The organism is Coxiella endosymbiont of Ornithodoros maritimus (assembly GCF_907164965.1).
In the GTDB taxonomy this organism is placed as follows: Bacteria; Pseudomonadota; Gammaproteobacteria; order Coxiellales; family Coxiellaceae; genus Coxiella.
On sequence record NZ_CAJRAM010000053.1, the window covers coordinates 1 to 19,636 of the forward strand.

Genomic DNA, 19,636 nt, shown 5'->3' on the forward strand with positions numbered 1-19,636 from the left:
CCCATGAACCCGATACCAATGGTTCGCGCCTCCACACGCTTCTATCAACCACACAAGCCACCTTAAGGCCTTGCCACAGTGGACACATATTGAGCGCCTAACCCCTCTCGTGTGGATCACCTTACCCCACTCATCAATCCCACACAGTTGAAAAACCCCTTTTGCAATAAATACCAACACCAAGTATTTTAATATCTTTCATGGCCCTGCTCCTTTTTTTAAAAATAGAAACTCTATGTTGGCGCATTATAACGCCCTCTTTAAGGAGGGGCACTTTTCATTACCCTATACTACTTGCTAGCAAAGTGGCGGAACCGTATATAATGGCAAGGTGAGATTACCATCCTTTGGAGCCATCGGCATCTCCCAACATCCCCATTGGCAGTTTGCTGTAAATGCAGACGCTTTTCGAGTGCCTCGGCGACAAAAATTAGTTTACAGAGTACCCGCCCCCTTAGAGCGTTCCCGTCAACGGACGAAAATTGAAGTTCGTTGTTATCATCCATTCTGAAAAAACGCCTGCTTTGGAGAAGAAGAAGGCCAGTAAGCTAAACAGCAAAAGCTTCCTTTAATTTCTTTGCAACCAACTGGTTTTTTAGGGTGACGTAATCGGGGACTCCATTTTTATAAGGGGGGTAGCTTTCCCCCTCAATCAGAGGTTTGAGATGCGTATAGCAAGCTTCTGTGATGCTAAATCCGTCTTGGCTGATATAATTGCTTGGCATTTTGTGCTCCACATTAGCGACTTCGCACAAGGGAGCCGTGCCGATGCGCCACTTATAACCAGGACCCAGTTCACGTTGGATGGTTAGCATTACATCGGATTTTCCAGCAAGCGCGAATTCTACGGCGGTTTTTCCTAGAGCGTACGCTTGATCAAGATCCGTTTGAGAGGCAATGTGACGGGCCGCTCGTTGTAAATAATCCGCAACGGCCCAATGACATTTAAAATCAAGTCGTTTTTTGATCAACCTTGCTAAAATAGGTGCTACCCCTCCTAATTGTTCATGCCCAAAAGCGTCGTGCAATCCTGATTCGGCTACAAATCGTCCGTCGGGATGACGGATACCCTCAGAAGCCACAATGACACAATATCCATTTTTTTCAACGGATCTGCTTGCTTTTGTTAGGAATTGTTCACTTTGGAAGGGAACCTCGGGAAATAGAATCAGTTGTGGCGCGTCGTCAGGTTGAGATTTTCCCAATGCAGACGCCGCCGCAATCCAGCCGGCGTGGCGTCCCATGATCTCCAGAACAAAAATCTTGGTCGAGGTCGCACACATAGCTCGTACATCCAAAGCCACTTCTTGAGTGGAAACAGCAATGTATTTAGCAACAGAACCAAAGCCTGGACAATTATCAGTAAAAGGGAGATCGTTATCGATGGTTTTGGGTAAACCAATGCAAACCAGGGGATAATCCATTATTTGGCTCAACTGCGAAATTTTATGCGTGGTGTCTTGGGAATCCCCACCGCCATTGTAAAACACGTAGCCGATATCATGCGCTTTAAAAACTTCGACAAGCCGTTCATATTGACGACGATCGTGATGGATATTGTTAAGTTTATACCGGCAGGATCCAAAAGCGCTCGAAGGAGTGTGCCGCAAAGCGGCGATATTTTCAAGAGATTCCAGACTGGTATCAATGAGCTCCTCTTTAAGAGCACCGATAATCCCGTTACGCCCCGCCAGAACTTTTCCAATTTTAGCGGGATATTGAGCGGCTGTTTGGATGACTCCGCAGGCTGTCGCATTAATCACCGCCGTAGCACCGCCCGATTGGGCGTAGAAGACGTTTTTTTTGCTCATGCTGTTTTCCATTCAGTTCAACACACTGCTCCGGGAGCAGGTGAATTTATGCCATGGAATCCATAAGATGTCAAAACTAAGCTAGTGCCTTCATTCCTCGAATAGCTCACCGGAATAGTCATCTATCTTGTCTAAATCACAGCCGCAGAATGCGCAAAAAAAGAGCGAAAAATCACTTTGTAGCATAATCGTGGTATGGAAGACAAACTGCCTTTCGGGTGAGTTTTGGGAGTCAGGATAATTTTATCTGATTTTAGCGAAAAGGTGTGGAATGTACTGGTGACCCTCCGTCGAAAGCAGGCGGTGGTCGTAACGAGGAGGAAGTACGAATAACCCGTTGTTGAGTTGGACTTTATTTTTAGCACAATGTGAGGAGAATCGGCCGAAACCACAACGGGTTTATTAGAATCGGTAAACTCAGTTTCTAGTGCAGCGAGAGCCGCGGTTACTGAAAACAGTAAAAAGGCTTAGTAGAATATTTCCATCGTTTTTTCTCTCTTCAGTTCCTCACAATATCCCTAATAAAGGATTTCTTACCAATTATACATAGTTCCATCTAACTTGCGATTAATCGGCAGATAAGCTCGCTCATAAGGGTATTTTGCAGCGAGTTTCTCATTGAAATCTACACCTAACCCCGGCTCGTCTTTGACGTTGAGATAGCCGTTTTCAAAATAATAATGATGAAGAAAAACTTCGTTAGTTTCAGAAGTATGACGCATAAACTCCTGAATGCCAAAATTGTTAATCGTCGTTTCAAAATGCAAAGCTGCTGCCATCGTAACGGGGGAGACATCCGTTGGGCCATGGCAACCGGTTCGCACGTGGTAAATATCGGCAAATGAAGCGATTTTCATCATAGGTGTCAGGCCCCCACCGTGGACAATCGACATGCGAATATAATCGATTAATTGTTCCGTAATTAGGGTGGTGTAATCATAAATCACATTAAATACTTCACCAACGGCCAGCGGCGTGGTGGTGTGGTTGCGAATAATACGAAAACCTTCTTGTAATTCAGCAGGCACTGTGTCTTCTAACCAAAATAAATGGTAAGGCTCTAATTCTTTCCCCAAACGGCCCGCTTCAATTGGCGTTAACCGATGATGGCAATCATGTAACAGATGCGGATCATCTCCATAAACATCACGTAATTTTTTAAATAACTTAGGAACATGATTGAGGTATTTTTCAGTAGACCAAACGTTTTCAGGAGGCAATCCTTTTTCGGCGGGTTCGTAAAATAGTTTATCAGGGGAAACACCATAAGTGCTTGGTAACCCAGGAACGCCTGTCTGAGCACGAATGGCGAGATAGCCTTTTTCAATATATTTACCCACTTCATCAACCGTCTCTTCGATATCTTTTCCATTCGCATGACCATAAACCATCACACCTTTCCGGCTGCGGCCGCCTAACAAATTGTAAACTGGTGTCTTTAAAGCTTTCCCTTTGATATCCCAAAGCGCCATATCGATAGCGCCAATAGCTGACATAGTCACTGGACCGCGGCGCCAATAAGCGCCTTTATAAAAATATCGCCAGATATCTTCAATTTGCGAAGGGTTCTTACCAATCAAACAGGGAAGAAGATGATCTTCTAAATAAGAAGCGACAGCCAGTTCACGACCGTTTAGCGTTCCGTCGCCCAAACCGTATATTCCTTCATCCGTGTAAATTTTTACGGTTACGAAATTGCGACCCGGGGAGCATACAAAAACTTTTGCATCCGTAATTTTCATATTTTCACTCCAAATAATTATGCGACGTCGTCATTTAAAAATATCTAATGGAATTTCATTAATTAAATTCCGGCCAACCACTGGATATTGTTCCAACTCATAAACCACTGCGTTTGTCGGCGCGGAAACGTCCGATGCCCAAAACACTGCATGTCGTGCGACATCCTCAGGATAAACCAAACGTCCAGATGGCGCGTAAGTTGACGGAATTTTAGATTCCCAATTTCCTGGAAATCCTTGGCTTTCTTTAATTTTTCTTTCATTTTCTGTTAGCGTCCATCCCACATTGAGTTGATTAACGCGAATACCTTCCTTACTCAACGAATTTCCTAAATTACGTGTCATCGTCATTAATCCACCTTTTGTCATCGAATAAGCTAATAAAACAGCCTCACCACAATAAGCATTAATCGAACCGATGTTAACCACTGTGCCCCCTTCAGTTTGTTTTCTAAACACTTTCACGACCGCTTGCGTTAAAAACAATGGCGCACGAAGATTAAGGCGCACAATCCAATCAAACTCTTCCACCGTCACGCTGTCGATATCATTGCGCGGGGATTTGGCTGCATTGTTAATCAAACTATCCACGCGACCAAAATGGTCCAAAGTCGCCTCGACTAACCTCAAACTGCTTTGAATACTTTCATCGGAAAGCTCCGACAGATAATAGGAGGATTTTTCCTTACTTAATTTTTGAACCATTTCACGGGCTCGCGATTCATCGCGACCGTGGATCATTACTTTGGCTCCTTGAGCCACGCAAGCTGTCGCAATGGCAGCGCCGATTCCTGTCGTGGAACCTGTTACGATAACAACTTTATCTTTTAAAAGCATGCCACCCTCACCCTAATTGATGGGGTTATGAGTATACGCGAGCTTTACGCGTGTGCCAATGAGTGATAGGGTTAGGGTGTTTTTCGATTCTTGACGTTCTGCGCAAGCCAGCGCGGATAACGAAAGCCTATAAAATTAGGGAAATGGACATACATAATATTCTTAAAAAAACCCCTATCCTTCCTGTCGTCGTATTTGATAAGTATGAACATGCTTTACCGCTTGCCAATGCTTTAATGGAAGGCGGCATAACCACGTTTGAAATCACTTTAAGGACCCCGGTTGCGCTCGGGGCTATCGAACTATTAAAAAGCAAAATGCCTGAATGTACCGTCGGAGCCGGAACGGTTATAACACCGGCGCAATTTTTTGAAATCAAACAGGCGGGCGTGGATTTTGCGGTAAGTCCCGGGATTTCAACTGAATTGATTGAAATGGCGGAAAAAGAAAATATCCCTTATTTACCCGCCATCGCTACGCCCTCTGAGATATTATTAGCGATTCAACACAAGCTCTCTTTTTTGAAATTCTTTCCCGCCGGATTAAACGGAGGGCTTGCGGCATTGCGTAATTTTATGAGTATTTTTCCTGCTATCCGTTTTTGCCCCACCGGTGGGGTCGACCAAGGAAATATGATAAACTATTTCTCGTTAAAAAATGTCATTTGCGTTGGAGGCTCTTGGCTTGCGCCAAAAAATCTCGTTGAAAGCCAACAATGGAATGCTATTACCGAATTAGTACTAAAAGCAATTAAAACCTTAACTAGTTAAGGAGAAAATCGATGGCCCTAACGCCTTCTAAGATGATTCCGCTTGGCACTAAAGCCCCGGATTTTAATTTGCCCGACGCTGTCAGCGGTAAAAAAATGTCACTCACTCAATTAAAATCAAATAAAGCGACAGTTATTATGTTCATTTGTAATCATTGCCCTTTTGTGCAACATATCCAAGAAAAATTAGTGGAAGTGGCAAAAAAATACCAAGCTAAAGGCATTCAGTTTATTGCTATTAATTCTAACGATATCGAAAACTATCCTGAAGATTCTCCAGAAAAAATGAAAATAACGGCTGAAGAACTTGATTATCCTTTTCCCTATTTATTTGATGAAAGTCAAGAAATTGCAAAAGCCTACCACGCGGAATGTACCCCTGATTTTTATATTTTTGATAAAAATCTCGCTTGCGTTTACCGTGGACGATTCGACAATGCCACCCCCGGCCGGGACACTCCGGTCACCGGAAAAGACCTTGGTAGCGCATTGGATAATATATTAGCAGGAAACCTTGTCGATCCCAACCAACAACCCAGCCAGGGCTGTAACATTAAATGGAAGAAATAAATCATGCCAGGCGTTCCTCCGATATTTTGAGAGAGATTGCTCAGCATAAACATCATGGAAAAATAACTTATCATGATATTTTGAAAAAATTAGACTACCGCGCCTTTGGGCTAGTGTTATTGTTTTTCGCATTGCCGAGTGCCTTACGGTTTTTGGCAATTTCTAGCGTCACTTTTATTTTTAGTGTTCCTATCGCGATTTTTGACTTTCAAATGATTATTGTGCGAAAAGCACTTTGGTTACCCAAATTTATTGGTTAACGCGCAATTCCTTACGAGGAGGTTCAAAAATTATTCATAAGGTATCGCCTTTTTTTAGTTAAAATAAAGCGTCTTTTAAAACCGAGACTTTACTCTTCATGACGAAAGGTTTCATGAAAATTATGAGTGGAATTGTTCCCCCTTATCTTGCAATTTTCTTAACCTTGGCGATCCCTTTCAGTAATTTTTTATTCGCTCTTTTAATAATAGTTAAAAGTTTTGGACTTATAGAAAAAGACAGGCTTTTTATCATCCTCTGGTATATATGAACGGCCCTTTATATAAGTTTCATGTATGTATTTATTTTCGGAACGATTAAAGCGCTTTTCTAACGAGACAACGGTTGCCGCTGTCTACCCTAATCTATATCATTACCCACAAGTCACAGCAATTTTCATTTTTTTGGTGATCCCGCGCAGGCGGCATCTAACGCGCTTTTGGCGCGTTGTGCACGTAGTGGGCTGGGATGAAGAGGGGGGGGATCTCGGTTTAAGTTTTTATCTTTAGTACTCGTGGATAATAATATGCTACTGTAGATATTCCACGTCCACGATTTCGTATTCAACCAGCCCTTCAGGAGCCGTCACTTCAATGACGTCTTCGATGTACTTACCAATCATCGCACGAGCGGTGGGGGAAGAAATTGAAATTTTATTTTCTTTGAGGTTAGCTTCGTCTACACCCACGATCTGGTAGGTCACTTCGGTTTTTGTCTCTAAATTTAATAAAGTCACTGTTGCCCCGAAAATCACTTTACCTTCATTCGGGATTTGGGAAATATCAATAATCTGACAATTAGCAAGTTTCGCTTCAATTTCCAAAATACGACCTTCAATAAAACCTTGGCGCTCTCGTGCGGCGTGGTATTCGGCATTTTCTTTAAGGTCGCCGTGCGCCCGTGCCTCCGCAATAGCGGCAATCACTTTCGGCCGCTCCACCGTTTTAAGTGTTTCAAGTTCGGCTCGCAATTTGGTAACACCGTTAACAGTAATGGGAATAATTGTTTGCATTGTTGTCATTTCACCACCAACCCAAAAAAGGAAGTGTAACATAATGTGCGATTTGCATAAAATACCGGGACAGCTATATTTATTCTGTTGCTTTTAAGCAAAAGGAGGTAACGGGAAGGCGGATAATTAAAACTTTAGTTATTTCAATGGGTTCTGTCATATTTATGTTTTTTTAATATATTTTTTAATATAAATGAATGTACGGTGTTAGTTGGTGAAGAGAAAGTGAAAGGCGCTTTGCTCCCTATCGGTGCTACCAAATCTGCCGCATTTAAAGCAAATATTGCCAGATTGGGCGTCGCTAATTTTTGTTCACCGATGAATCGAGGGGATATTACGGCCGGCACGACGCTTCGTTACGGTGAAAATACCTTAAAATAGACAACGATGTCCTTTACCTAAGAGAACCCAAATAAGAGCATCTATAACTTTAACGATAGACAGCCGGCTGTCTTTTTTATAAATCCTGCAACCGATGGATTTCTCCCGAATGAGTAGACTGCAAAGCAGAAACGGCTGCTTCCCCCCCCGCTAAGGTCGTTGTATAGCACACCTTGTGCTGCACGGCGCTGGTTCGGATGGTATGAGAATCTTCTATCGCCTGCTCTCCTTCAGTGGTATTGATAATAAAGCTAATTTGATCATTTTTAATCATATCAATGATGTGAGGACGACCTTCGTTGACTTTATTTACCACGATGCACGGGATTCCGGCCACTTGGAGGGCTTTGGCGGTGCCACGCGTTGACACGATTTCAAAACCCAAATCCACAAGGGAGTGAGCGACATTAAGCACCCGCTTTTTATCTGCATCACGCACACTGACAAAAGCCCGTCCACTTGTTGCCATAACGTCCCCCCCTGCCAATTGTCCTTTGGCAAAGGCTTGTCCAAAGCTCTCCGCAATGCCCATCGCTTCGCCGGTGGATCGCATTTCTGGGCCTAAGATAGGGTCCACTCCTAAAAACTTATTGAAAGGGAAAACCGGTTTTTTCACTGCAAAATAACGCGGTCGGAACTCTCCCATTAGCTTTTGGTCCGTTAGGGAGACGCCAACCATCGTGCGCGCGGCAATTTTAGCAAGCGGCATCCCCGCAGCCTTAGCCAAAAAGGGAACGGTGCGCGAAGCTCGCGGATTAACCTCAAGCACATAAATTTCATTTTTCTGGATAGCAAATTGAGTGTTGATAAGTCCCACTACCCCTAATTCTTTGGCAATTAGCCGGACTTGCTCGCGCAATTGTTCTTGGATTTCAGGACTTAAACTGTGCGGGGGAAATGCGCAAGAGGAATCCCCGGAATGAACTCCAGCTTGTTCAATATGTTCCAAGATACCCCCAATTAACACATTTTCGCCATCGCAAATCGCATCCACGTCCACCTCAATAGCGTCGTCTAAAAATCGATCCAGTAATAAAGGTTCGCCATCAGAAACAATTACATCTTTGGTCATGTGGCGCGTTAATTCTTTTTCACTATAAATCACTTTCATCGCACGACCGCCCAACACATAGGAAGGACGAACAATCAAAGGATACGCAAATACTTTTGCCAACCGCAGTCCCTCTTCGACGTTTCGTACAGTTCCGTTAGGCGGTTGTCGTAATCCTAATCCTTGAATTAAAGCTTGAAAACGTTCCCGATCTTCTGCACGATCAATAGCGTCTGGAGTTGTTCCTACAATAGGAACACGTGCTTTAGCCAAAGCGCTAGCTAATTTCAATGGAGTTTGTCCACCAAATTGCACAATAATTCCCTTTGGTTTTTCGATCGACACGATTTCTAAAACGTCTTCCAATGTTAACGGTTCAAAATACAATCGGTCTGAAATATCAAAATCTGTAGAAACTGTTTCAGGGTTACAATTAACCATAATGCTTTCATAACCTAGCTCCCGCATAGCCAATACCGCATGAACGCAACAATAATCAAACTCAATCCCTTGGCCAATACGATTGGGGCCGCTGCCCAAGACCATAATTTTATTTCGCTTGGTCGGGGCGCACTCATTTTCTTCTTCGTAAGTCGAATAAAGATAGGCGGTATCCGTCGCAAATTCAGCAGCGCAAGTATCGACCCGTTTATAAACCGGACGAATTTTGAATTTGTGACGAAAGCGGCGAACGCGGTCTTCAGTGGTCTGTAACAACTGCGCCAAGCGTTGATCGGAAAAACCTTTGCGCTTTAAATAAAATAATTCATCTCGTGATAATTTTTTTAAGGATTTATTCGCAAGGGATTTCTCCAGCTGGACAAGCTCTTCGATTTGAACTAAAAACCAGCGGTCAATTTTGCTGTAATCGTAAATTTCATCACAACTTAAACCGATGCGAAAAGCATCTGCCAGGTACCATAAGCGTTCGGGACCTGCAAAACGTAATTCTTTTTTTATTTTTTCGCGGATTCTTACATCGTCTGCTGATAGCTCTTCCTCAAGTTTTATTTTAGACTCTAAGCCGTAAATCCCTACTTCTAAACCGCGAATAGCTTTTTGTAGAGATTCCTGAAAAGTTCGCCCAATCGCCATGACTTCACCGACAGACTTCATTTGAGTACTCAATCGGGGTTCGGCCTCCGGGAATTTTTCAAAATTAAAACGGGGAATTTTGGTGACGACATAATCAATTGTCGGTTCAAAGGAAGCCGGCGTTCGGCCACCGGTAATTTCATTTTTCAATTCATCTAAAGTGTAACCGACTGCTAATTTTGCAGCGATTTTTGCGATTGGAAAGCCCGTGGCTTTCGAGGCGAGTGCCGAAGAGCGTGACACCCGCGGGTTCATTTCTATGACGATCATGCGTCCGTCATCGGGATTAATCCCAAATTGCACATTAGAACCCCCTGTCTCCACCCCGATTTCACGCAAAATAGCAATGGCAGCATCTCGCATGTGTTGGTATTCTTTATCCGTTAATGTTTGTGCAGGTGCTACCGTGATTGAATCACCCGTGTGAATGCCCATGGGGTCAAAATTTTCAATGCTACAAACAATGATGCAATTGTCATTTTTATCCCGCACGGCTTCTAATTCAAATTCTTTCCAGCCGGCAATTGATTCGTCAATTAATATTTCGGTGGTTGGCGATAATTCCAAGCCGCGCGTACAAATATCTAAAAATTCATCCCGGTTATATGCGATACCACCGCCGCTACCACCGAGTGTAAAAGAAGGGCGAATAATGGCAGGAAAACCAACCTGCTCCAATATTTTCCAAGCATCTTCCATAGAATGCGCTAATCCTGAGACTGGCGTTTGCAAGCCAATTTTCAACATGACTTTTTGAAATAACGAGCGGTCTTCCGCCTTATCAATAGCTTCGCGGGAGGCGCCGATTAATTCTACTCCATATTTTTCCAAAATGCCTTCGCGCACCAAATCTAATGCACAATTTAGACCGGTTTGCCCCCCCATGGTGGGTAATAACGCATCGGGTTTTTCTTTTTCGATGATCTTTGCGATCACTTCCCAATGAACGGGTTCGATATAAGTTGCATCCGCTAAATCGGGGTCGGTCATAATAGTGGCGGGGTTGGAATTGACTAAAATAACGCGATAACCTTCTTCGCGTAATGCGCGACATGCTTGAGTGCCTGAATAATCAAATTCACAGGCTTGACCAATAATGATTGGGCCTGCACCGATTATTAAAATACTTTTTATGTCGTTTCTTTTTGGCATCGTTTTTTATTTCAATTTTAGGATTCCTCATTCCCACGCAGGCGGGAATGACGAGTTTTAAGTTTTTAGTCTTTACCACTTGGCTTAAGTGGAGTTTCTCATTAATTTAACAAACTCCTCGAAGATCTCCCGCATGTCATGCGGTCCAGGGCTGGCTTCCGGATGTCCTTGAAAAGCAATCGCTGGCTTCGTTTTATGAGCAATCCCTTGCAATGTCCCATCAAACAACGAACGGTGCGTAACGCGTAAAGTAGCCGGCAAACTATTCTCATCCACCGCAAAACTGTGATTTTGACTCGTAATAAACACACGCCGCGTTTCCGCCGCTTGAACCGGATGATTCGCTCCGTGATGACCGAACTTCATTTTTTCGGTCTTAGCGCCACATGCTAATGCCAACAATTGAAATCCTAAACAAATGCCTAATAAAGGAACGCCTTTTTCCAGGAATTCTCGAACCGTTGCAATGGCATAATCGCAAACCGCTGGATCACCAGGTCCGTTAGAAAACACAACTCCATTGGGCTTCAAGGCAATCACTTCTTCAACACTGGTTTCAGCCGGTACGATTGTGACCAAACAACCCTGGTCGACTAAAAGTCGCAAAATTTGTTGCTTTAAACCAAAATCATAAACAACCACTTGGTAAGCTCGAGAAGATACGTGGGGAACGGATGCCTGATTCCAACTTCTTTCCTGCCAAGTTTGTACCCTTGTCGTTGAAACAGCTCTTGCTAGATCTTTTCCTTTCAAGCCCTTATAAACGCGCGCTTTTTTTAGTGCTTGCTCTGCTTGCGCGCCATCTCCTGCAACAATACATCCGTGTAACGCTCCTTTTTCACGGATCAATCGTACAAGACGTCGAGTATCAATGCCTGCAATACCTATTATTTCTTCGGATTTTAAATAATCACTTAATGCTTGTTGAGCGAGCCAATTACTTACGATCGGTGACAATTCTCGGATAATTAATCCGGCTGCCCAAATCCGCCGCGATTCTTGATCGTCCATATTGACACCCACGTTGCCAATATGGGGGTAGGTAAAAGTTATGATTTGTTCCGCATACGAGGGGTCCGTCAAAATCTCTTGATAACCGGTGAGAGTGGTGTTGAAAATGACCTCTCCGACCGTCTGCCCATCCGCTCCGATAGAATATCCACACAAAACATTACCATCCGCTAATGCCAAAATCGCCGGCTTTCGTCCATTGAGCAAATCGAAATCGCCCATCGCGGCAGCACCCTCTTACTCATGTGAAAACAAAACTTACAAAAGGATAAGCGATTCAAGGGGGAATGGGAAGGAAGAATTCATAGTGGTAGCTTAATCTGAAAATTGTTTGACCAAGCCGTGAAGTTTGAGTTACTTTAGAATCTTTTTCGATTTCGAATACCTTAAAGGTAATCATGTTCAAGATCACTGAAAAAAATCGCAAATGGTGGATTTTCGTTGCCATGTCGGGCGCGTTGTCAGTTGCATTTTTAGATCAAACTGCCATTTCCGTCATCCTACCTCCTATTCAAAAAGATTTAGGCCTGAGTAACGTTATGCTTCAATGGGTCATTAATGCTTATTTATTATCATTGGCTGCATTAGTTATTTTCGGTGGTAAATTAGGTGATATTTTAGGTCATAAGCGCACCTTTTTGGCGGGAATAATTATCTTTGTTTTAGCCTCTATCTTTTGTGCTGCCGCACAAACCAGTTATTGGCTGCTAACCAGTCGGATTATTCAAGGCGTCGGAGGCGCATTTATGATTCCGGTGACGAGCGTGATGATGGCGCACGCTTTTTCGGAAAGTGAACGAGGCAAAGTTATGGGATTATACGTTGCCGTTGCCTCTATCTTTCTTTCCTTGGGCCCGTTATTAAGCGGGTTACTCGCTCATTATTTTAACTGGCGTTGGGTATTTTGGATAAATGTTCCGATTTCTTTACTCAGCATTGGTCTGACCATTGTTGCTGTTCCTGCGAGGGAAAATCAGCGGGATACCCTAAAGCCTTTAGATTGGCTGGGATTCCTTACCTTTAGCCTCTTTATTGCAACGCTAGTCGTTGGCCTTATAGAGGCCGTTAATTTGGGCTGGAGTTCTAAAGAGATTATTTTACTTTTTGTTATTGCCGCATTTTCTGCGATCGCTTTTATTTTTGTTGAAAGAAAAGCGCCTGACCCAATCGTTTCTTTCTCTTTATTTACTCGAAAAACTTTTTTAAGCGCCAATTTATGCTTGCTTTTCTTTACTTGTGCTTTTAGTTCTTCTGTTTTTTGGGCAATTCTGCTACAGAAAGTGATGGGGTATTCGCCGGCGGCCACGGGTTTGTTTTATTTACCTGTGACGATTCCGGTTATGTTTATGGCGCCGCTCGGAGGTATGTTACGGGATAAATACGGTCCTCGCCTTCCTGTCCTGATGGGATCAGGAGTGGTTGCCCTGGGGTCTTTTTGGATCGCGTTGTCGGCACTTAAAGGTCACTATTCAGCGATGTTTCCAGGGTTTTTGTTATTTGGTTTAGGCCCAGCTTTGGTTTATTCGGCTGTAATGGCCACCAACATCAGTAGCGTGCCGTTGTCGCAAATGGGTATGGCATCGGGAATTTCCAATGGCATACGCCAGTTAGGCCGAGTTTTAGGAGTGGCGATGATCGGTTCTGTCATAAGCAACATCGAACACGCTCGTTTGATCCATTCTCATTTCGATACGACGGGAAAACTCTCTCAAGTGAGCGATCAACAACTCACTCATTTGCTATCAAACCCTGCGGTGGAAAAACATATTTTATCAGGGCTTTCACTTTCCGAAATAAATCATATGCATCTGCTGCTAAAATCGGTTTTGACATTTGCTTTTTCAATGGGCATGGTCCTTGCGGGTTTTTTACTAATTTCAACACTCGGCATCAGTTTTTTCTTGCCTAACAAACCACTACGACTTTTGCGGGATGAAAAAATCAAAATTGCTTTGGTAAAGGAAAGTGAAGCCCCGGCCGGAAAACCAAAGACTGACCCCATCTCACTGGATAAATTTGTCTAGTGATGATAGGGTGTATCGATGCAAGAATCTTACGCTATTCACAACTTCTTCCGAGAAAGCCTAAACGCTTTTAAACAACTTGACCCCCACTTACGCGAATTATCCGAATTGCGTTACCAATACTCTCCCCACTGCTGGGAACTTATCACGCCAAACACGCCTGGGATTTATATTTTGACGGGCGGGAGCTAAGTGGGCAAGTGAACCTCTTCTAAATTTACTCATTCGTGATTGGCTCGAAAAGAATGGCCGTCGCCTAAGCAAGTTTTTATTTACCCTGTGATGTGACCAAATTCAGGATAAAAAAACGTTGGGGGAAATGTTACAATTTTTTTGGATGAAGCATCCGATCAGTCTTTTTTACTCATTATTGACGAAGTTACCTTTGTTGGAAATTGGGATCGCGTTATAAAGCATTCGCGGATGAAGACCGTTTTAAGAGGGGGTTTTTCCTCTTAACAGTTATTACGATACTCTGATTTTAAAAGAGGCCGCTATGCGCTTCCCTGGCCGACGAGAAAAAGCAAGTTAAACTGATTTTCATATTTATCCTTTACTTTTTTCAGAATATGTTAATTTACTTTTTCTTCAAAAAGAACCGACGATCGAAATGCTCGCTACTTTCTTCAAGAATTATCTTCAACCCGGTGGCTACTTGCGAGCGATCAATGATCTTACAGAATACAATGAAATCACGACAGCGACCTATGTAACCTATAAGCAATGGATTCGAGGCGATTTTTTAAAACAAGATAAAAATGAAGATACTTCGCTTGCTGTTTTACAGCTTTACAAACGGTTGGAGCTTCAAAAATTTCTTACTCGTCGTTAAGTCGATTATTAGAAAGAATTGGCCTCTTAATTAATTTACAGGCCTTTCATCCTAACAAAAAACAAGGTTATCCTAGAAAAGATCGAAAATTTCATTTTACCGACCCTTTTATTACTCATACAGTAAATACTCTTGTAGAAGAGAAGCATGCGTAGTAAATCACTATCGCCGCTTAAAAAAACTTTTTATTTCAAAGGAAAAGGCGAAGTGGATATCATTTGCCTAACAAAAAATAATTCAAGCTATTGAAATTAAATTGGCGACTAAAATTCGCCCCCATGATTTAAAAACCTTGAAACAATTTAAAAATTGTATAATTTTCGCTAAAACACCCCACATGAGCAAAATTGACAATATCCAAACCATGCCCGTTTTTCAATTTTTGTATGGGATAGGGCAAGCGGAGAAATTATCGGATATTTGCGGGCATCGTCGAATATTTTCGCTTGTAATTATCATTTTCCTTCTTGCTTCATTATCTGCGCCTTGACACAAACGAATTATATCATGCTCATAGGAGGTATTTTACAAGGGATCAGCGAGTTTGCTAATGCCTTGTATCACTGTCATTGTTCATCGTCACTTTCCTCAAGAAGAATTTGGGGTGATTGTTGGATTTTCCAATTTATTTTACGCATTAGGGCCTTTTATTGGTGGTATTTTAACTCAGTATTTAAATTGGTGTTGGTTTTTTTGGAATTAATATTCCTATTTGGCTTATTTGCTTGTTTTGTACTTATCTGACAGTAGCTCCCGATAAAGGCAGCAGAACGCATTTTAATGTAAATGACGCGAAGTCAAATGAATAATTTTTTCAATTTGTTGGAAATCTTTTCCTAGTAATGCCTTGAATTTATCAGGTCGAAACGAGTGTTTGGGTTGTCGTTTGTTTTGCGGTGGCGCTAATTAGCGTTTTTTATTTTATAAAAATAGAATGGCGTTCTTCAAATCCATTGCTGGATTTACAATTATTTGTTATTAAAAAATTCTTTTCCGGAAATCTTATTTTGTTGTGCTGTTCAATCTCTTTAACTCTCGTTGTATTTTTAGCCTTATGGCTGCAAATTAGTTTACGGTTTTCACCCGCCACCGTCGATGTTGCATTGTTACTCATAACTTCAACTTTTATTTTCGTGCCCGCATTGGCAGGTGCCTGGCACGATAAAGCCGGTTCAAGATCACCTTTATTAATTGACTGCTTGTTAATTTTGTCAGGTCTTATTTGGATTAATGATTTCAAATTCAGTGTAATTAAAAAAAAGATAGATCATAATTAGGGTTGAAATTTTTCCAAAAACAAACCAGTTCACCCAGCTTGAGGCAATGCTAACCCATCGTGTGCTCGAAACGAAAGCATCTTTGCTGGATTCTGTAAGGTTATTTGTATTTTTTGCAATTCTTCTAGTTTATGATTCAATAGACTAATAAATAATTCTTTTTTGCTTGATCAAGGATCATATTTAGATTCTCACATAATAATACCCTTCTATTATCCGTAAAAACGGATGACCCAATCGCCAGCTAAACGCAACATTCGGCAAAGGCGCATGCAAAAAAATCCGCATGTTCTTTGCTATAAGTCCAGACCTCGAATTAGCTTTTTCTTTGATAAAACGTGGTTTCTCAGAACGTCTTGGCAACAGTCTTTTCTTAGAAGAAAGTTAAAAAAACCCTGCTGATGCAGGCTTTTTTATTTGGAAGTGAAGAAATCTTTCACGCTGTCAAACCAGTTTCGCGTGCGTGGACTATGATTTTTTTCGTCTTTTTTTAGGAGCTCAGCGAATTGTTTGAGGTAGTCTTTTTGCTCAGGGCTTAGTTTTACAGGAGTTTCGACAACGATGTGGCAAATTAAATCGCCGACAGCACCACTGCGTAAAGCCTTGACGCCCTTTCCTCGCAAGCGAAATTGTTTTCCGCCTTGGGTTTCAGGAGGGATCGTTAATCGGACGCTTCCATCGAGAGTAGGAATTTCCATTTCGCCGCCTAACGCAGCGGTAGTAAAATCAATTGGCACTTCGGAATGTAAATCATTGCCCTCGCGGTGGAAAAGAGGATGAGGTTTGACACGAACCTGGACGTAGAGATCACCGGGCGCCGCTCCAAATAATCCGGCTTCGCCTTCGCCCGCCAAACGAATACGATCGCCCGTGTCGATACCAGGAGGAATCTTTACCGATAAGGTTTTTGTTTGCTGCTGGCGGCCTTGCCCGTGACAATCCGTGCAGGGATCTTTAATCACCTGGCCCCTACCCCGACAAACGGAGCAAGTTTGTTGAACTTTCAGAAAACCGTGCTGCATTCGCATTTGGCCCGACCCATTACAGCGCGGACAAGTAGCAGGGCTGCTGCCTTTTTTCACACCACTGCCATTGCAAATTTTGCAGTTGACCCAAGTCGGTACTTTAATCGTTCGGCTAAGAGCATGAACAGCTTCTTCCAAGCTCAAGACAAGTTCATAGGCAAGATCAGCACCACGCTGTTCGCGTGCCTGGCCGCCGCGAGCACCGCTAAAAATATCTCCAAAGATGTCGCCGAAAATATCGCCAAGATTGCCAAAACCGAAACCGCTAGCACCACCAAACGTTTGCTCGACACCCGCATGGCCGAACTGATCGTAGGAAGCACGTTTGCGCGAATCACAAAGGACCTCATAGGCTTCTCGCGCTTCTTTAAATTTTACCTCGGCGCCTTTATCGCCGGGGTTGCGATCCGGATGGTATTTCATCGCCAAACGGCGAAAGGCCTTTTTAACTTCGGCTTCCGTCGCGTTTCGATTGATACCAAGGACTTCGTAATAATCGCGTTTTGCCATGGGATATTTTATTTCCAAGTTTTGCTTTTTATCCTGCCCCAGCCGGCATGAGCAAAGCGAAATGCGTGAGTTTTATGTTGTCTCCCGCATTTCGCTTTGCTCATGCCGGCTACTCCCGTACGCTGCTTTCTTTAGTCTATTTATCTTCGTCCTTTTTCTTTTCGTCTTTGACTTCTTCAAACTCGGCATCAACGACATCTTCTTTTTTGCCTCCAGCTTGGATTTGAGGCTCACCCTCACCTTCGCCTCCCGAAGGAGCGCCAGCAGCACCGCCTTTTTTAGCATACACACGCTCAGCCAGTTTTGAGGAATGTTCCGTTAGCGCTTTTGTTTTAGCTTCAATAGTGTCTTTATCATTTCCTTTCATGGCTTCCTTAAGCTCATTGACCGCTTTCTCAATACCGCTCTTTTCGTCGGCTAATACTTCATTACCGAGGTCTTTCATCGATTTTTCAGCAGCGTGAATCATCGCGTCCGCTTGGTTTCGCGCATCCACCAACTCATGGAACTTCCGATCGGAATCACGATGCGCTTCCGCGTCTTTCACCATTTTTTCCACTTCCTCATCGGAAAGCCCACTGGACGCCTTGATTACAATGGATTGTTCTTTGCCTGTGGCTTTATCTTTCGCCGACACGTGAAGAATACCATTAGCATCGATATCAAAAGTAACTTCGATTTGCGGCACACCGCGCGGCGCAGGCGGGATATCGGAAAGGTCAAAACGACCCAACGATTTATTGGCGGAAGCCATTTCACGTTCCCCTTGCAACACATGGACGGTGACCGCCGTTTGATTGTCATCCGCAGTTGAAAATACTTGGTTTGCTTTAGTTGGAATGGTGGCATTTTTCTCAATGAGCTTCGTCATCACGCCGCCCAAGGTCTCAATACCCAAAGAAAGCGGAGTAACGTCCAACAGCAACACATCCTTAACATCACCGGACAATACAGCACCTTGAATAGCAGCGCCGATAGCAACGGCTTCATCGGGATTTACATCTTTACGTACCTCTTTGCCAAAGAAATTTTTCACCGCTTCTTGGACCTTCGGCATCCGGGTTTGCCCGCCCACTAAAACCACATCATCGATTTCAGAGACTTTAAGGCCGGCATCTTTAATCGCCACTTTGCATGGTTCAATGGTGCGCCCCACTAAATCCTCGACAAGGGATTCTAATTTTGCGCGTGTGAGGCGAATATTTAAGTGTTTGGGACCTGAGGCATCCGCCGTGATATAAGGCAAATTAACATCCGTTTGCTGGCTCGATGAAAGCTCAATTTTTGCTTTTTCAGCAGCTTCTTTCAATCGTTGTAACGCCAGTGGATCGTTGTGCAAGTCCACTCCCTCGTCTTTTTTAAATGCGCCGGCCAAATAATCAATTAAACGAAGATCGAAATCTTCACCGCCTAGGAAAGTGTCTCCATTTGTTGCCAATACTTCAAATTGGTGTTCGCCATCTACTTCCGCAATTTCTATGATGGAAATATCAAAGGTACCGCCACCTAAGTCATAAACAGCAATTTTACGATCGCCTTTTTTCTTGTCCATCCCGTAAGCCAAAGCTGCCGCAGTAGGTTCGTTGATGATCCGTTTAACATTAAGGCCGGCAATTTTACCCGCGTCTTTAGTCGCCTGACGCTGGGAATCGTTGAAGTAAGCAGGAACGGTAATGACGGCGTCTTTCACTTCGTGGCCCAGATAATCTTCCGCCGTCTTTTTCATTTTTATCAAAACTTGGGCAGAAATTTGGGGTGGCGCCAATTTTTGAAATTTACCCTCTTTATCTTTGACTTCTACCCACGCGTCGCCATTATCCGCTTTGATAATCTTGTAAGGCACCATTTTAATATCTTTTTGAACCACATCGTCGTCGAAACGACGTCCAATTAATCGCTTGATGGCGTACAAGGTTCTCTCCGCATTAGTAACGGCTTGACGCTTGGCGGAAGCGCCGACCAATACTTCCCCATCTTTTGTATAGGCCACAATCGAGGGTGTCGTGCGGGAACCTTCGGCGTTTTCAATCACACGCACCTTACCACCCTCCATAACTGCAACGCAAGAGTTGGTGGTACCTAAATCAATACCAATAATTTCAGCCATATCCTCTTCCTCTCAAAAAACTGGGTTCGTATTATGTGATAGTCATATGGGGACAGCAAAGGGAATTTCAAGGGATCTCCGTACACGAAGGAAAGCGATGAATTTATCTTCTGAGCAGGCGGAATTAATGGAAAGGTTTGTTTTAATTGAAGCAATTGATTATAGGGGTTGA

Annotated in this window: 11 protein-coding genes and 7 pseudogenes; 9 read left to right on the forward strand and 9 right to left on the reverse strand. The window is 43.2% G+C overall.

Translation table 11 applies throughout. The annotated features are described in order from the left end of the window. Nucleotides 1–202 (reverse strand): annotated as a pseudogene (locus tag OWO34_RS05710) (IS110 family transposase); the annotation flags it as partial. Between the two features lie 174 nt (nt 203–376). Between OWO34_RS05710 and OWO34_RS05715 the strand changes: the two are divergent. Further along, nucleotides 377–572 (forward strand): annotated as a pseudogene (locus tag OWO34_RS05715) (hypothetical protein); the annotation flags it as partial. On the opposite strand, the gene OWO34_RS05720 reads toward OWO34_RS05715, so the two are convergent. The 3 genes from OWO34_RS05720 to OWO34_RS05730 form a co-directional block, all read right to left on the reverse strand. After that, the gene (locus OWO34_RS05720; RefSeq protein WP_267256849.1) at nt 549–1,811 is read right to left on the reverse strand and encodes a 6-phosphofructokinase; all 1,263 of its coding nucleotides are present in this window, start codon (nt 1,809–1,811) and stop codon (nt 549–551) included. The pseudogene OWO34_RS05715 and the gene OWO34_RS05720 sit on opposite strands and share 24 nt — an antisense overlap. 533 nt (nt 1,812–2,344) lie before the next feature. Continuing rightward, complete coding sequence (gene manD / locus OWO34_RS05725) at nt 2,345–3,553, reverse strand: D-mannonate dehydratase ManD (protein ID WP_267256850.1); 1,209 nt, start codon at nt 3,551–3,553, stop codon at nt 2,345–2,347. A gap of 30 nt (nt 3,554–3,583) precedes the next feature. Next, nucleotides 3,584–4,390, reverse strand: a complete 807-nt coding sequence (locus tag OWO34_RS05730) for an SDR family NAD(P)-dependent oxidoreductase (protein WP_267256851.1) — start codon at nt 4,388–4,390, stop codon at nt 3,584–3,586. A gap of 62 nt (nt 4,391–4,452) precedes the next feature. On the opposite strand from OWO34_RS05730, the gene eda reads away from it, so the two are divergent. From eda to OWO34_RS05745, 3 genes and pseudogenes are all read left to right on the forward strand, one after another. Further along, nucleotides 4,453–5,160 (forward strand): bifunctional 4-hydroxy-2-oxoglutarate aldolase/2-dehydro-3-deoxy-phosphogluconate aldolase, encoded by a 708-nt coding sequence (eda, locus tag OWO34_RS05735; protein WP_267256852.1) that lies wholly within the window; start codon nt 4,453–4,455, stop codon nt 5,158–5,160. 11 nt (nt 5,161–5,171) lie between these two features. Next, nucleotides 5,172–5,729, forward strand: a complete 558-nt coding sequence (locus OWO34_RS05740; protein WP_267256853.1) for a thioredoxin family protein — start codon at nt 5,172–5,174, stop codon at nt 5,727–5,729. Next, nucleotides 5,717–6,321, forward strand: a pseudogene (locus tag OWO34_RS05745) (exopolysaccharide biosynthesis protein). Before OWO34_RS05740 ends, OWO34_RS05745 begins: the two are co-directional and overlap by 13 nt. A gap of 195 nt (nt 6,322–6,516) precedes the next feature. On the opposite strand, the gene greA reads toward OWO34_RS05745, so the two are convergent. After that, complete coding sequence (gene greA, locus OWO34_RS05750) at nt 6,517–7,041, reverse strand: transcription elongation factor GreA (protein WP_267256854.1); 525 nt, start codon at nt 7,039–7,041, stop codon at nt 6,517–6,519. Between the two features lie 162 nt (nt 7,042–7,203). On the opposite strand from greA, the gene OWO34_RS05755 reads away from it, so the two are divergent. Further along, nucleotides 7,204–7,380, forward strand: coding sequence for a hypothetical protein (locus tag OWO34_RS05755; RefSeq protein ID WP_267256855.1), 177 nt, complete (start codon nt 7,204–7,206; stop codon nt 7,378–7,380). A gap of 76 nt (nt 7,381–7,456) precedes the next feature. Here OWO34_RS05755 and carB read toward each other — a convergent pair whose 3' ends face one another. Further along, nucleotides 7,457–10,678: a carbamoyl-phosphate synthase large subunit gene (gene carB / locus OWO34_RS05760; RefSeq protein ID WP_267256856.1), complete on the reverse strand. Its 3,222-nt coding sequence runs from the start codon at nt 10,676–10,678 to the stop codon at nt 7,457–7,459. A gap of 84 nt (nt 10,679–10,762) precedes the next feature. Further along, nucleotides 10,763–11,970: pseudogene (gene carA, locus OWO34_RS05765) on the reverse strand (glutamine-hydrolyzing carbamoyl-phosphate synthase small subunit). Nucleotides 11,971–12,087: 117 nt separating this feature from the next. Here carA and OWO34_RS05770 point away from each other — a divergent pair. The 4 genes and pseudogenes from OWO34_RS05770 to OWO34_RS09830 all read left to right on the forward strand — a co-directional run. Continuing rightward, nucleotides 12,088–13,713, forward strand: coding sequence for an MFS transporter (locus OWO34_RS05770; protein WP_267256857.1), 1,626 nt, complete (start codon nt 12,088–12,090; stop codon nt 13,711–13,713). Nucleotides 13,714–13,731: 18 nt separating this feature from the next. Then, a pseudogene (locus OWO34_RS05775) lies at nt 13,732–14,951 on the forward strand (AAA family ATPase); the annotation flags it as partial. Next, nucleotides 14,952–15,337 (forward strand): annotated as a pseudogene (locus OWO34_RS09825) (MFS transporter); the annotation flags it as partial. Nucleotides 15,338–15,411: 74 nt separating this feature from the next. Continuing rightward, nucleotides 15,412–15,774 (forward strand): annotated as a pseudogene (locus OWO34_RS09830) (MFS transporter); the annotation flags it as partial. A gap of 461 nt (nt 15,775–16,235) precedes the next feature. On the opposite strand, the gene dnaJ reads toward OWO34_RS09830, so the two are convergent. Next, nucleotides 16,236–17,357 carry a molecular chaperone DnaJ gene (gene dnaJ, locus OWO34_RS05785; RefSeq protein WP_267256858.1) on the reverse strand — a complete coding sequence of 374 codons (1,122 nt, stop codon included), beginning with the start codon at nt 17,355–17,357 and terminating at the stop codon, nt 16,236–16,238. Between the two features lie 136 nt (nt 17,358–17,493). Next, complete coding sequence (dnaK, locus tag OWO34_RS05790) at nt 17,494–19,464, reverse strand: molecular chaperone DnaK (protein ID WP_267256859.1); 1,971 nt, start codon at nt 19,462–19,464, stop codon at nt 17,494–17,496. Nucleotides 19,465–19,636 lie beyond the last annotated feature (172 nt).

Excerpts from the sequence above, each read along its gene's own strand:
- dnaJ (WP_267256858.1), bottom strand. The coding sequence starts at position 17,357 with ATGGCAAAACGCGATTATTACGAAGTCCTTGGTATCAATCGAAACGCG.
- carB (WP_267256856.1), bottom strand. The coding sequence starts at position 10,678 with ATGCCAAAAAGAAACGACATAAAAAGTATTTTAATAATCGGTGCAGGC.
- manD (WP_267256850.1), bottom strand. The coding sequence starts at position 3,553 with ATGAAAATTACGGATGCAAAAGTTTTTGTATGCTCCCCGGGTCGCAAT.
- dnaK (WP_267256859.1), bottom strand. The coding sequence starts at position 19,464 with ATGGCTGAAATTATTGGTATTGATTTAGGTACCACCAACTCTTGCGTT.
- OWO34_RS05770 (WP_267256857.1), top strand. The coding sequence starts at position 12,088 with ATGTTCAAGATCACTGAAAAAAATCGCAAATGGTGGATTTTCGTTGCC.
- OWO34_RS05740 (WP_267256853.1), top strand. The coding sequence starts at position 5,172 with ATGGCCCTAACGCCTTCTAAGATGATTCCGCTTGGCACTAAAGCCCCG.
- OWO34_RS05730 (WP_267256851.1), bottom strand. The coding sequence starts at position 4,390 with ATGCTTTTAAAAGATAAAGTTGTTATCGTAACAGGTTCCACGACAGGA.
- greA (WP_267256854.1), bottom strand. The coding sequence starts at position 7,041 with ATGTTACACTTCCTTTTTTGGGTTGGTGGTGAAATGACAACAATGCAA.
- OWO34_RS05720 (WP_267256849.1), bottom strand. The coding sequence starts at position 1,811 with ATGAGCAAAAAAAACGTCTTCTACGCCCAATCGGGCGGTGCTACGGCG.